This is a genomic window from Alistipes dispar (genome assembly GCF_006542685.1).
GTDB lineage: Bacteria > Bacteroidota > Bacteroidia > Bacteroidales > Rikenellaceae > Alistipes > Alistipes dispar.
Genome location: NZ_AP019736.1, coordinates 689,886 through 702,075, shown reverse-complemented (window position 1 = coordinate 702,075; position 12,190 = coordinate 689,886). Strand labels below are relative to the sequence as shown.

Annotated in this window: 11 protein-coding genes; 7 read left to right on the top strand and 4 right to left on the bottom strand. The window is 63.8% G+C overall.

Annotated features, from left to right (window positions below):
• Window positions 1–58: 58 nt before the first annotated feature.
• From FME97_RS03250 to FME97_RS03225, 6 genes are all read left to right on the top strand, one after another.
• Window positions 59–667 carry a nucleotide exchange factor GrpE gene (locus FME97_RS03250; RefSeq protein ID WP_141427849.1) on the top strand — a complete coding sequence of 203 codons (609 nt, stop codon included), beginning with the start codon at window positions 59–61 and terminating at the stop codon, window positions 665–667.
• A 4-nt stretch (window positions 668–671) separates the two neighbouring features.
• The gene (gene dnaJ / locus FME97_RS03245; RefSeq protein WP_141427848.1) at window positions 672–1,838 is read left to right on the top strand and encodes a molecular chaperone DnaJ; all 1,167 of its coding nucleotides are present in this window, start codon (window positions 672–674) and stop codon (window positions 1,836–1,838) included.
• Between the two features lie 220 nt (window positions 1,839–2,058).
• Complete coding sequence (locus tag FME97_RS03240; RefSeq protein WP_141427847.1) at window positions 2,059–2,469, top strand: hypothetical protein; 411 nt, start codon at window positions 2,059–2,061, stop codon at window positions 2,467–2,469.
• A gap of 5 nt (window positions 2,470–2,474) precedes the next feature.
• Window positions 2,475–4,526, top strand: coding sequence for a DNA mismatch repair endonuclease MutL (mutL, locus tag FME97_RS03235; RefSeq protein ID WP_141427846.1), 2,052 nt, complete (start codon window positions 2,475–2,477; stop codon window positions 4,524–4,526).
• A 94-nt stretch (window positions 4,527–4,620) separates the two neighbouring features.
• The gene (locus FME97_RS03230; RefSeq protein WP_141427845.1) at window positions 4,621–5,235 is read left to right on the top strand and encodes a rhomboid family intramembrane serine protease; all 615 of its coding nucleotides are present in this window, start codon (window positions 4,621–4,623) and stop codon (window positions 5,233–5,235) included.
• Between the two features lie 3 nt (window positions 5,236–5,238).
• Window positions 5,239–6,387, top strand: coding sequence for an endonuclease/exonuclease/phosphatase family protein (locus tag FME97_RS03225; protein ID WP_141427844.1), 1,149 nt, complete (start codon window positions 5,239–5,241; stop codon window positions 6,385–6,387).
• A gap of 81 nt (window positions 6,388–6,468) precedes the next feature.
• Here FME97_RS03225 and aspA read toward each other — a convergent pair whose 3' ends face one another.
• The gene (aspA, locus tag FME97_RS03220; protein WP_141427843.1) at window positions 6,469–7,902 is read right to left on the bottom strand and encodes an aspartate ammonia-lyase; all 1,434 of its coding nucleotides are present in this window, start codon (window positions 7,900–7,902) and stop codon (window positions 6,469–6,471) included.
• A 127-nt stretch (window positions 7,903–8,029) separates the two neighbouring features.
• Here aspA and FME97_RS03215 point away from each other — a divergent pair, with 127 nt between their 5' ends.
• The gene (locus FME97_RS03215) at window positions 8,030–8,479 is read left to right on the top strand and encodes a YhcH/YjgK/YiaL family protein (protein WP_141427842.1); all 450 of its coding nucleotides are present in this window, start codon (window positions 8,030–8,032) and stop codon (window positions 8,477–8,479) included.
• Between the two features lie 174 nt (window positions 8,480–8,653).
• Here the strand turns inward: FME97_RS03215 and FME97_RS03210 are convergent, their stop codons facing one another.
• The 3 genes from FME97_RS03210 to FME97_RS03200 all read right to left on the bottom strand — a co-directional run bounded on the left by FME97_RS03210 (window position 8,654) and on the right by FME97_RS03200 (window position 12,181).
• Complete coding sequence (locus tag FME97_RS03210) at window positions 8,654–9,970, bottom strand: UDP-glucose dehydrogenase family protein (RefSeq protein ID WP_179954831.1); 1,317 nt, start codon at window positions 9,968–9,970, stop codon at window positions 8,654–8,656.
• A 13-nt stretch (window positions 9,971–9,983) separates the two neighbouring features.
• On the bottom strand, window positions 9,984–11,174 hold the full coding sequence (locus FME97_RS03205; RefSeq protein WP_141427840.1) for an FprA family A-type flavoprotein: 1,191 nt from the start codon (window positions 11,172–11,174) through the stop codon (window positions 9,984–9,986).
• A 137-nt stretch (window positions 11,175–11,311) separates the two neighbouring features.
• Window positions 11,312–12,181, bottom strand: a complete 870-nt coding sequence (locus tag FME97_RS03200) for a hypothetical protein (protein ID WP_141427839.1) — start codon at window positions 12,179–12,181, stop codon at window positions 11,312–11,314.
• Window positions 12,182–12,190: the final 9 nt, after the last annotated feature.

The following is a 12,190-nucleotide window of genomic DNA, read 5'->3' as shown; positions in this document are numbered from 1 at the left end:
GGCGGTTGGTATGCAATTTGCGCCGTATAGGGCGGAAAAACCGGAAAAATACGAAAATATGAAAAAGAAAGAAGTTTATAATGAGGCCGTTAGCGGTGACGAAGGATTCTCGGCCGGCGACGGTTATCCGTCGTGCGACGGCGAGCCGTGTGCCAATGTGGCAGACGATGCGGAGGATGCGACTGCCACAATGGCAGTCGGAGGCGAGACGTCCGAACCCGAGGCGGCCGTGGAGCTGGAGGCGGTAGTGGCCGAATGGCAGGACAAGTATCTGCGGTTGCAGGCCGAGTTCGACAACTACCGCAAACGGACGCTCCGGGAGAAGATGGACCTGGTGCAGACCGGGGGCCGCGACGTGCTGCTGGCCATGCTCCCCGTGCGCGACGACGTGCAGCGGGCGCTGGCGGCGATGGAGAAGAGCGACGACGTGGAGGCGCTGCGTTCGGGCGTGCTGCTCATTTCGCAGAAGTTCACCGAGGCGCTGCGCCAGAAGGGCGTCACGGAGATCGAGGTCAAGGACAAGGATTTCGACGCGGAGTATTGCGAGGCCGTGGCCCGCTTCGCGGCCGGAGAGGAGAAGAAGGGCAAGGTCATCGACGTCGTTCAGACGGGCTACATGCTGGGCGAGCGGGTGCTTCGCTTCGCCAAAGTCGTTGTAGGAGAGTAGAATCATGGCAGAGAAGAGGGATTACTACGAAGTGCTGGGCGTCCAGAAAAACGCTAACGCTGACGAAATAAAGAAGGCATACCGCAAGGCGGCCATCAAGTACCACCCCGACAAGAACCCCGGGGACAAGGAGGCCGAGGAGAAATTCAAGGAGGCCGCGGAGGCCTACGACGTGTTGTCGAATCCCGACAAGCGCGCCCGTTACGACCAGTTCGGCCACGCCGGCATGAACGGCGCTGCGGGCGGCGGAGCCGGAGGCTTCGGAGGGTTCGGAGGCGGCTTCTCGATGGAGGACATCTTCTCGCAGTTCGGCGACATCTTCGGCGGACACTTCGGGGGCGGGTTCCGCTCCTCGTCCGCAGGGGGCGGCCGTCGCGTGAACCGCGGGTCGGATATCCGGATCAAGGTGAAGCTGACGTTGCAGGAGATCGCCTCGGGCGTGACGAAGAAGCTCAAGATCACCAAGACCGTGGCCTGCGACAAATGCGGCGGCACGGGGGCCCGGGACGCCTCCTCCTACGGGACGTGCGCGACCTGCAACGGCGCGGGGTACGTGACGCGCGTGGAGAACACCTTTTTCGGCCGGATGCAGACGCAGGGCGTCTGCCCGACGTGCGGCGGCACGGGCAAGGTGATTACGGCCCCCTGCGACAAGTGCAAGGGCGAAGGCGCCGTGCGCGGCGACGAGGTGGTGGAGATACAGATTCCCGCCGGCGTGGGCGAAGGCATGGTGCTCACGGTGTCGGGCAAGGGCAATGCGGCGCGTCACGGCGGAGTGAACGGCGACTTGCAGGTGCTCATCGAGGAGGAGCCGGACGCCGAACTGGTGCGCGACGGCAACGACCTGATCCACAATCTGAACATTACGGTCGTGACGGCCCTCTTGGGCGGTACGGTCGAGGTTCCGACGGTGGACGGCCGGGCCAAGATCAAGATCGCTCCGGGCACGCACGCGGGCAAGGTGCTGCGGCTGGCGGGCAAGGGCCTTCCGGAGGTGAACGGTTACGGCCGCGGCGACGAGTTGATCGTGGTGGACATCACCGTTCCCGCGAAACTCACCGCCGAGGAGAAGCGCATCGTGGAGCAGCTCGCCGGGCAGCCCTCGTTCCAGCGCGCCGAGTCGGTCAGGAACCAGAACATCTTCGAGCGGATGAAGAATTTCTTCCGGTAGATGACGGAGTGCGTTTCCGGCGGGTGCGGCGATGCCGTGCGCCGCGACTCCCTTTGCGGGCGTTTTCCCGCATGCCGCCGTTCCGTCCGCGGGCGGAGCGCGTCAGACCCCCGCTTCGGCGGGGGCTTGTCGTGGGAAAGGGGAGGCGTTGCGGAAAAAGAGAGCCGCACGACGGCAATAAAATCGCGGATATATTCGTATCTTTGAAAAAAAATCGACCATGTTAGGTTTTACCCCTTTTAAGAAACACGCCAACAAGTTCAACTACATTCCGCGGTATTACGACCCGGAGAAGGAGGCGCGCGAGCAGCGTCGTGCCGAGCTGCGCGGCGAGCGTGCCGGGGATGAGGCGCACGAATACGTTCCCGGCCAGTTCATCCGCACGCAGCGCGAAGCCCGTGCGGCGCACCGGGCCGGCGAGGAGGAGCGGGGCCGCATCCGCATCCTGAAGATGGCCGCCGCCGCGGTGCTGGTCCTGCTGTTCATCTACCTGCTCTATCCGAAGCTGGCGGAGGTCTTCCTGCAAGCTGCCGCCACGCAGCCCGCTCCTGCGGCGAATACCGAGGCGGCGGAGGACGGGTTCGATCCCTACGCCCCGATACGGGTCGTTCCGAACGATTACGAGGAGTGAGCGAGATGGCCGACAAGATCAGACTTTTACCCGAGGTCGTCGCCAATCAGATCGCTGCCGGAGAGGTCGTGAACCGGCCCTCGTCGGTGGTCAAGGAGATGATGGAGAACGCCATCGACGCCGGGGCCCGCTCCGTGAAGGTCAATTACCGCGACGGAGGCAAGGAGTTGATTCAGATCGTGGACGACGGCTGCGGCATGTCGCCCATCGACGCGCGGATGGCCTTCGACCGCCATGCCACGAGCAAGATCCGTTCGGTGGACGACATCTATGCGCTCCGCACGTTCGGTTTCCGGGGCGAGGCGCTGGCCTCGATCGCCGCGGTGGCGCAGGTCGAGCTGCGCACGCGGCAGGAGGGCGACGAGGTGGGGACCGTGACCGAGATCAACGGCGGGCAGTTCGTGGCGCAGACCCCGGCGATGTGTCCCGTGGGGTCGCAGTTCTTCGTGCGCAACCTCTTCTACAACGTTCCGGCGCGCCGCCGTTTCCTGGAGAAGGGTACGACGTCGGCGTCGCAGATCAAGGCCGAATTCCAGCGTGTCGCGTTGTGCAACCCCTCCGTGGCGTTCGAACTGTACGCCAACGACGCCCCGATCCTGTCGCTTGCGGCCGCATCGCTCGCGGGCCGTATCGTGGATGTCGTGGGACGGCATATCAAGCAGAACCTGCTGGACGTCGAGGCCGACACTTCGATCGCCCGCATCGAAGGGTATATCGGCCGCCCGGCGGCGGCCAAGAAGCGCAACACGGAGCAGTATCTGTTCGTGAATGGCCGCTACTTCAAGAGTTCGTACCTCACGAGCGCGATTCTCAAGGCTTACGAGAAACTGATACCCGAAAGTTCGCAGCCCTCCTATTTCCTCTACCTTACGATCGACCCCGGCCGCATCGACGTCAATGTGCATCCGCAGAAGACCGAAGTGAAGTTCGCCGACGAGGAGGCCGTGTGGCAGATCGTTCACGCCGCCGTGCGCGAGACGCTGGCCAGGACGGGCGCCGTGCCGATGATGGATTTCGACCGCGAGGGGCAGGTGGAGATTCCCGTGTTGCAGCGGGGAGCCATATACAGCGAGCCCCGGGCGATGTCCAACGAGGATTACAACCCGTTCCGCGAGACCTACATCGACCCTTCGGCTCCCGATCCGAATGTCGATTTCACGGGCTTCGACGTGCCCTATGCCGACGGCGGCATGGTGTCGGACACCTCCGGAGCGGGATTCCGGGCCGGAGGCGTGCGTACTGCCGCGCCGGGGCCCTCCGCAGGGGGCGGGTTCCGCCTCCCGCAGGACGGGGAGTTCGAGGAGTTCGAGTCGGGGGCGGACTTCGGTTCGGACCGGTTCGGATACGGCGGGGGGAGCCCCTCCGGCGGGATCGCCGGAGAGGACGGCGGCTTCGAAATCGCATCCGGCGGGACGGACGGGGAGAGCGCGCTCGATTTCATTCCGTCGTCCGCCGGGGCGGAGCAGCAGCGTTTCGATCTGGGGCCGGAGCGTCCCGAGTTCTCGGACCCGCTGCCGCTGGGGGCCGGCTACCTCGCCGCGTTGCTGAACGGGCGCTTCGTCGTCGTGGACCTGCGGCGCGCCCGCGAACGGATCCTTTACGAGGATTACCTCCGGATGCTGGGCAACGGCTCGTCCGTGAGCCAGCAGTTGCTGTTTCCCGAGCGGCTCGAGCTGTCGGGCGACGAATACGCCCTGCTCGAGGAGAACGCCGTGGAGTTCGCCGCGCTGGGATTCGACATCGGCTTCTGCGGCGACGGGGCGGTCGAGGTGAAGGGCACGCCCGCCGAACTGCCGCCCGATGCGGTGGACAAGCTGCTTTTCGAGCTGTTGCAGGCTTTTCGCACGCCTTTGTCGGTGGCCGACGTGCGGCGCGAGAAGGTCGCCGCGGTCATGGCCCGCGGCGCGGCGCGCAACACGCCGCGCGTGTTGTCGCGCGAAGAGGCCGCGGCGCTGCTCGCGCAGCTTGCCGAGACGGGAAACGTCAGCTTCTCGCCCTCGGGCAAGGCGATTCTGGCGGAGATCACGCCCGAAGAGTTGCGCGCGAAGCTGGGATAATGGCGAAAGATCGTTATATTTGCACCCGTATCGGTGCGGGCCCGGCCGCCCGCAGAAGACGAAATTGAAAAACGGATAGACGACAGAAAATTCCATGAACCGCTATTTTCAGACCCCTCCGGTGGTCAAAAACCTGATAATCATCAATGTCCTGGTCTATATGGCCACGGCGCTGCTGCCCGTGGGCAACGAGATCATCCGCTTCTGCGCGCTCTGGTTCGGGGCGTCGCCCTTCGGCGAGTTCCACTCCTACCAGTTCGTCACCTACATGTTCCTGCATGCCAGCGTCGAGCATATCTTCTTCAACATGTTCGCACTGTGGATGTTCGGCCGGACGCTGGAGTACGAGCTGGGGTCGAAGCGTTTTCTGATCTACTACATGGTCTGCGGCGTTGGTGCGGCGCTGATCCAGTTGGCGACGGCCTACCTGACGGGCGAAATGCCCATCCAGCTCGTCGGCGCGTCGGGAGCGGTGATGGGGCTTCTGCTGGCTTTCGGCGTGATGCATCCCAATGCGGTCATCATGCTGCTCATTCCGCCCATTCCGATGAAAGCCAAATGGTTCGTGGTGATTTACGGCGTGATCGAGCTGTTCCTGGGCTGGACGGGATTCGGCGGCAACGTGGCCCATTTCGCCCATGTCGGCGGCATGCTGTGGGGGCTGTTGCTGTTGCAGTGGTGGAAGCGTAACGGAACGATCCGGTTTTAGAAGATGCGCGGCGACTATTACAGCGACTACGGCGAGCGGCCGGCGGCCGGGCGGCGGAGTGTCGTCCTGCGGGTGCTCGACTGGGTGCTGACGCCGGTGACCGTCGCCGTGGGGGCGGCCATGCTCCTGACGTATTTCGTGCCGTATGTCAATCCCGGGCGCGTTTGGTTTCTGCCCGTGCTGGGGCTGGCGGCTCCGGGCGTTTACGTCGCTTCGGTCGTACTGCTGCTCTACTGGATCATCCGCTGGCGGTGGGTGCAGGCCGGGGCGATGCTGCTGCTCGTGGCGGCGGGTCTGGGCAAGGTGTCGCTCTTCTGGCGGCCCGAAATCCGGCGCAGCTACGAGGAGAAAATCTCCGAGCGCGGCACTTTCGGCGTGATGACCTACAACGTCCGCGGTTTCTACGGCGAGGAGGGGCGGAGCAGCGTGGACGAGGTGGTGCGGCTGATCCGCGAGCAGAATCCCGACATCGTTTGTCTGCAGGAGTTCAACGGGCGGCTGGCCGGGGCCTCCGAGGCGTTCCGGCTGCTCGGCGAGGAGTACGAGAGCGCCCGTTTCGGAGCCGAGAAGGATCCCGATCCTTCGGACGACGCGGGGCTGGCGATCCTGAGCAAGTACCGGATTCTGCGCTCGGAGACGGTGCTGACGCCCCATTCGTCGGTGTGGGCCGACGTGCTGATCGGCGACGATACGGTTCGGATCTTCAACGACCATCTTCACTCGACGGCGATCAACGCCGACGACAACGAGTATATCACCACCCGCCGTTTCCTTTCGGATACGGCCCGCGAGGTGAAGCTGCGCAGCATCGTCACCCGCCTGCGCGAGAACAGCGAGCTGCGGGCGGCGCAGGTGGACAGCATCGCCGCACAGATCGGGGCCACGCGCACGGGGCGCATCGTCTGCGGAGACTTCAACGATACCCCCGTGTCGTATGTCTATCGGCGGATGGCCGCCGGCCTCGAAGACGCCTTCAGCCGGTGCGGGTCGGGCTATTCGCACACCTACCGCGGTTTTTTCAATACGCTGCGTATCGACTACGTGCTCTATTCCGACGAATTCCGGGCCGTCGCCTACGGCGTGCTGCCGGTCGAGTATTCGGACCATCATCCCGTCGTCGTGCGGCTGAAGCGGCTGAAAAAGAGTTCGTGAACGCCCCCGGTGCGACGGTAAGAACGACTACGGCGGCCCTTTTCGGAGGCCGCCGTAGTCGTTTTTCCGTCCGCAGGCGGATCACTCGGTGATCTTCTTGCGGGGATGCACCATGTTCTCGGGGAGCAGGACCTTGTGCAGCTCCTCCTCGCTCATGAGGCGGTGTTCGAGTACCAGGTCGTAGATGCCCTTGCCGGTTTGCAGGGCCTCCTTGGCCAGCATCGTCGAGGTCTCGTAGCCCAGGTAGGGATTGAGCGCCGTGACGAGTCCGATGCTGTTGTAGACCATCCGGCGGCAGACTTCGGGGTTGGCCGTGATGCCGACGACGCACTTCTCGCGCAGCGTGTTCATGGCATTGACCAGCATCTCGATGTTCTCGAAGAGCGAGTGGACGATGATCGGCTCCATGACGTTGAGCTCGAGCTGTCCGGCCTCGGAGGCGAGCGTGATCGTCAGGTCGTTGCCGATGACGCGGAAGGCGACCTGATTGACCACCTCGGGAATCACGGGATTGACCTTTCCGGGCATGATCGACGAGCCGGGCTGGCGCGGCGGGAGGTTGATCTCGTTCAGGCCGCAGCGCGGACCCGACGAGAGCAGACGCAGGTCGTTGCATATCTTCGAGAGCTTCACGGCCAGCCGCTTGAGCGCCGAGGAGTTCATGATGAAGGCGCCCGTGTCGCTCGTGGCCTCGATCATGTTCGTCGCCTTGCTCAGCGGCAGTCCCGTGATTTCGCGCAGGTGCTTCGTGCAGAGCTCCGCATAGTCGGGATCGGCATTGATGCCCGTGCCGATGGCCGTAGCGCCCATGTTGATCTCGTAGAAGAGCCGCAGGTTGGTTTGCAGGCGGTCGATCTCCTCGGTGAGCGTCGCGGCGTAGGCTTCGAACTCCTGGCCGAGGGTCATCGGCACGGCGTCCTGCAGTTGCGTGCGGCCCATCTTGATGATGTGGGCGAACTCCTCGCCCTTGGCGTGGAACGCCGCGATCAGTTCGCGCAGCGAGGCCACCGCCCCGTCGATGCTGCGCGCCAGCGCGATCCGCACGGCCGTCGGGTAGGCGTCGTTGGTCGATTGCGAGAGGTTCACGTGGTTGTTCGGATGGCAGTAGGCGTATTCGCCCTTTTCGTGGCCGAGCAGCTCGAGCGCCCGGTTGGCGATCACCTCGTTGGCGTTCATGTTGGTCGAGGTGCCGGCGCCTCCCTGCACCATGTCCACGACGAACTGTTCGTTGAGGCGCCCTTCGCGCAACTCTTCGCAGGCGCGGGTGATGGCGTCGGCGATGGCGGGATCCAGCAGCCCCAGATCGCGGTTCGCGGCCGCCGCCCCCTGCTTCACGTCGGCCAGGGCGCGGATCAGTTGCGGGAAGAAGTTGAGCCGCACGCGGCTGATGTGGAAATTCTCCACGGCCCGCATGGTCTGCACGCCGAAATAGTACTCCACGGGAATGTCCATCTCGCCGAGCAGGTCGTGCTCGCGGCGGGTTTTGCCCGAAAGTTCGATGTCCGTAAAATCCATAGTGTGTATTTTTTGTTCGTATTACAAATATAGCATTTTTACGGCAGGTTGTCGAAAAATCTTGCTACCTTTGTATTCCGCCGTCCGGAAAAGGTCTCCGGCGGCGTTTGCAAACACTTGTAATACCATGATTCTCGATTCTCTGAAAAACAGCGCGCTGTATCATTCGCTCAACCCGCGGCTCGAACGGGCCTTCTCGCTCATCGCCTCGACCGACTGGACCGGCATGGAGCCGGGCGTCCACGAACTCGACGGACGGGATATTTTCGTCAATGTGATGGACGTGGACCTCAAGCGCAGGCCCGATGCCAAACTGGAGGTGCACGACGCCTATATCGACATTCAGGTCCTCGTCGCAGGTACGGAGGAGTCGTTCGGCTGGAGCGAGCGCAAGGACCTCCGGCAGCCGCTGGGGACGTTCGATACGCAGAAGGACATCCAGTTCTTCGACGACGAGCCGCAGACCTACTATACGCTGCGTCCCGGCCAGTTCACGATGCTGCTGCCCGAGGACGGCCATGCGCCGATGGTGGGCGAGGGGCATATCCGCAAGATCATCGTCAAGGTCCGCCGGTAGGCGGTTCCCTTCCGGACCGGAAAACGGCTCAGGCTTCGGTTTTTCCGAAGCCTGAGCCGTTTTCGTCGCCCCGTATCGCTGTGCCGCGGGGTTGTTTCCGCCTTTCCGGCTGCCGTACCGGATTTTACCGGATCCGCCTGCACGGACCGGAACGTTCCGGACTTCCCCTCCCCGTCATTTGCCGATCCCGCGGTAGCGGAATCCTGCGGCGAGGGCCTCCTGCTTGTCGAAGATGTTGCGGCCGTCCACGATTCCGTCGCCGCGCATCGTCGCGCGGAGCCGCGGCCAGTCGGGCATCCGGAACTCCTTCCACTCGGTGACCAGCAGGATGGCGTCGGCCCCGTCGGCCGCGTCGTACATGTTCCGGGCATAGCGCACGGGCCGGTCCTTCAGCAGGCGGCGGCACTCCTCCGTCGCCACCGGGTCGTAGGCCGTCACTTCGGCCCCGGCCTCCAGCAGTTGTCCGATCGCCGTCAGCGCCGGCGCCTTGCGCATGTCGTCCGTCTCGGGCTTGAACGCGAGGCCCCATACGGCGATGCGCCGTCCCCGCAGGTCGTCGCCCAGCAGTTCGCGGAGCTTGCGGACGAGCACCCCTTTCTGCGCCTCGTTCACCCGTTCCACCGCCTCGACGACCTGCATCGTGTAGCCGTGTTCGCGGGCCGTGCAGGCGAGTGCCTGCACGTCCTTCGGGAAGCACGAGCCGCCGTATCCGCAGCCGGGGTAGAGGAATTTGTTGCCGATGCGGGCGTCGGAACCGATGCCCTTGCGGACCATCTCGACGTCGGCCCCCACGCGGTCGCAGAGGTTGGCGATGTCGTTCATGAACGAGATGCGCGTCGCCAGCATGGCGTTGGCGGCGTATTTGGTCATTTCGGCCGAGGCGATGTCCATGAACAGCACGCGGAAGTTGTTTATCAGGAACGGACGGTAGAGCCGCGCCATCAGCCGCCGGGCGCGTTCGCTCTCGACGCCCACCACCACGCGGTCGGGCGACATGAAATCCTTGACGGCCGCACCCTCCTTGAGGAATTCGGGGTTCGACGCCACGTCGAACGGCACCTCCGCGCCGCGTGCCGCCAGCTCCTCGGCGACGATCCGCCGGATGCGTTCCGCCGTGCCGACGGGCACCGTGCTCTTGGTCACGAGCAGCGTGTAGCGGCCGATGTGACGGCCGAAGGTGCGGGCCACCTCGAACACCTGCGAGAGGTCGGCCGAACCGTCCTCCCGGGGCGGCGTGCCGACGGCCGAGAAGACCACCTCCACCTCGCCGAGACACGCCGCGAGGTCGGTGGTGAAGTGGAGCCGCCCGGCGTCGAAATTGCGCCGCACGATCTCCTCCAGCCCCGGTTCGTAAATCGGAATCCGGCCCTCGTTCAGCGCCGCGATCTTCCTCCGGTCGGTATCCACGCACGTGATGTCGAGGCCCATCTCCGCGAAGCAGGCCCCCGACACGAGCCCGACGTAGCCCGTTCCGACAATGGCGATCCTCATCATGGCGCGTCCGTTATTTGCGCAGCACCCGTTCGGCGACGGCGGCGGCGAGCGAGCGGCACGGGTCGATCATCGCGGGCGAGTAGCCCTGCTTCATCTCCACGGGACCGCACACCGGCTCCCACTTCATGCGCTCGGAGAACTCCTTCATCCGGCGCACGGCGGCCGCGGCCCACGTGAAGGAGCCGAAGAAGGCGAAGTTGCGCTGCGGGATGCAGCGCGCCTCGAGGCGGCGCAGCAGTTGCTCGACGGGCGGGAAAAGCTCGGCGTTGTAGGTCGGGCTGCCGACGACGAGCGTGTCGTAGCGGAAGACGTCGCGCAGCACGACCGACGGATCGGCGTAGGAGAGGTTGTGGACCCGGATTCGCCGCACGCCCGCCTCGGCCAGCTCCCGGGCGATGCGTTCGGCCATCTGCTCCGTGTTGCCGTACATCGAACCGTAGGCCACGACCGCGCCCGGTTCGCCTTCGTAGCGGCTCAGACGGTCGTACAGATCTACCACGCGGGGAATCTCGCGCTGCCAGACGGGGCCGTGCGTCGGGCAGATGGTCCGGATCGGAAGCCCGCCGACCTTTTGCAGCGCCTTCTGCACGGGGACGCCGTATTTGCCCACTATGCAGGCGTAGTAGCGGCGCATCTCGTCCCAGTAGCGTTCCGGTTCGACCTGCGAATCGGTGATGCCGCCGTCGAGGGCGCCGAACGTGCCGAACGCGTCGCCCGAGAAGACGACCCCCTCGTCGGCATACCACGTCACCATCGTCTCCGGCCAGTGGACCATCGGGATCAGGTGGAACGAGAGCACCTTGCCGCCCAGATCGAGCGTCGAACCCTCCCCGACCTCGACCGTCCCCGTGCCGATGCCGTAGTAGCCGCCGATCATCTGGAGCGTCTTGGCGTTGCCGACGATCCGCAGGTCGGGGTAGCGCAGCCGCAGGGCCGCGATCGACGAGGAGTGGTCGGGTTCCATGTGGTTCACCACGAGGTAGTCGATCTTCCGCTCGCCGATCACTTCGCGGATGTTCTCGAACAGGCGGCTGCCGAAAGCCTCCTCCACGGTGTCGATGAGGGCGATCTTCTCGCCGATGACCAGATAGGAGTTGTACGAAACCCCCGAAGGAAGCGACCAGAGCCCTTCGAAGCGGGTGGTGGTGCGGTCGTTTACGCCGACGTAATGGATGCCGGGCAGAATTTCCGTGATAGCCATATCTCGTTGTCTTTTTTGGTTTCTGCGGCGAATTTACGAAAAAAAACGCCAGCGTGCAACCGGGGCGGCTTCCGTCCCGAAAACACGAGGAGCCGACCCGCAAAGGGCCGGCTCCGTAAGAGTGCGAATATCCGTTGTCAGTTCGCGTCGGGAACGAAGACGTCCGGATCGTATCCGAGAAGTCCCGCACTGACCACATAGAAGTTCGAGAGAGAGACGCGATTCTTGTTCTGACCTTCCGTGCAGAAGAGGTTGTCGAAGCCCTGTCCCATGACGTAGCTGTCATCTTTCTGGTAATAGCCTGCATCTATGACGGATATGGCTCCGTACGGATTGACTGAAAGACCTGTATCTTGCTGGGCGACACGGCAATAGTGGTATATGTTGCCGGATTCGTCCTCGGTCTGGTTCGTACCGTAAAAGGAGAACTTGAGGTGCAGGCCGCTTCCGTACATGTCCTTGAAACGGAAAAGCGTGTCGTCGGAGTCGCAGGATTGCAGTTCGACGTGGTTGGGGCCCAGGCCCATCTGACCCAGCGTTCCGTAGGTCATCGTACCTCCGGTGATTGTAGTCCAGGTCAGCCCCTGGAAAGTGGTCGAACCGACGGCTTTCTTGCCGTTTCCTGCGAGGCCGACCACCGTAATCGTGTAATTGCCGAGCAATCCGGTCAGCGTGACTTCCGGATCGGCATCGTCTTCGCTTTCGATCTTCGTGCCGTTCTCCACGACATAGTCGGCATACGCGTTTTCCCCGTTTTCGGCGACATACTCCTGCTTGGCCGTTGTGAGTTCGCTCAGATAGTAAATATCCTTGACCTTGCTGTTCGGGGCGATGCGTATTTTCACGTCTTCGTCGGCATTGTATCCGCTCCCGGGAGTGTACGAATAGATCGTGACTGCCGGCGCGCTGTCGTGCCCGGGGTCGGTTCCCTCGTCGTCCGAACAGGCGGCCAGGGCGATCGCGCTCACGACTGCCAGCGCCGCATAGAGATATTTTTTCAGTATCATAAAATTCGA

What these genes read in the sequence shown, in the direction of transcription:
- FME97_RS03250 (WP_141427849.1), top strand. Translation starts at nt 59, where the DNA reads ATGAAAAAGAAAGAAGTTTATAATGAGGCCGTTAGCGGTGACGAAGGA.
- dnaJ (WP_141427848.1), top strand. Translation starts at nt 672, where the DNA reads ATGGCAGAGAAGAGGGATTACTACGAAGTGCTGGGCGTCCAGAAAAAC.
- FME97_RS03240 (WP_141427847.1), top strand. Translation starts at nt 2,059, where the DNA reads ATGTTAGGTTTTACCCCTTTTAAGAAACACGCCAACAAGTTCAACTAC.
- mutL (WP_141427846.1), top strand. Translation starts at nt 2,475, where the DNA reads ATGGCCGACAAGATCAGACTTTTACCCGAGGTCGTCGCCAATCAGATC.
- FME97_RS03230 (WP_141427845.1), top strand. Translation starts at nt 4,621, where the DNA reads ATGAACCGCTATTTTCAGACCCCTCCGGTGGTCAAAAACCTGATAATC.
- FME97_RS03225 (WP_141427844.1), top strand. Translation starts at nt 5,239, where the DNA reads ATGCGCGGCGACTATTACAGCGACTACGGCGAGCGGCCGGCGGCCGGG.
- aspA (WP_141427843.1), bottom strand. Translation starts at nt 7,902, where the DNA reads ATGGATTTTACGGACATCGAACTTTCGGGCAAAACCCGCCGCGAGCAC.
- FME97_RS03215 (WP_141427842.1), top strand. Translation starts at nt 8,030, where the DNA reads ATGATTCTCGATTCTCTGAAAAACAGCGCGCTGTATCATTCGCTCAAC.
- FME97_RS03210 (WP_179954831.1), bottom strand. Translation starts at nt 9,970, where the DNA reads ATGAGGATCGCCATTGTCGGAACGGGCTACGTCGGGCTCGTGTCGGGG.
- FME97_RS03205 (WP_141427840.1), bottom strand. Translation starts at nt 11,174, where the DNA reads ATGGCTATCACGGAAATTCTGCCCGGCATCCATTACGTCGGCGTAAAC.
- FME97_RS03200 (WP_141427839.1), bottom strand. Translation starts at nt 12,181, where the DNA reads ATGATACTGAAAAAATATCTCTATGCGGCGCTGGCAGTCGTGAGCGCG.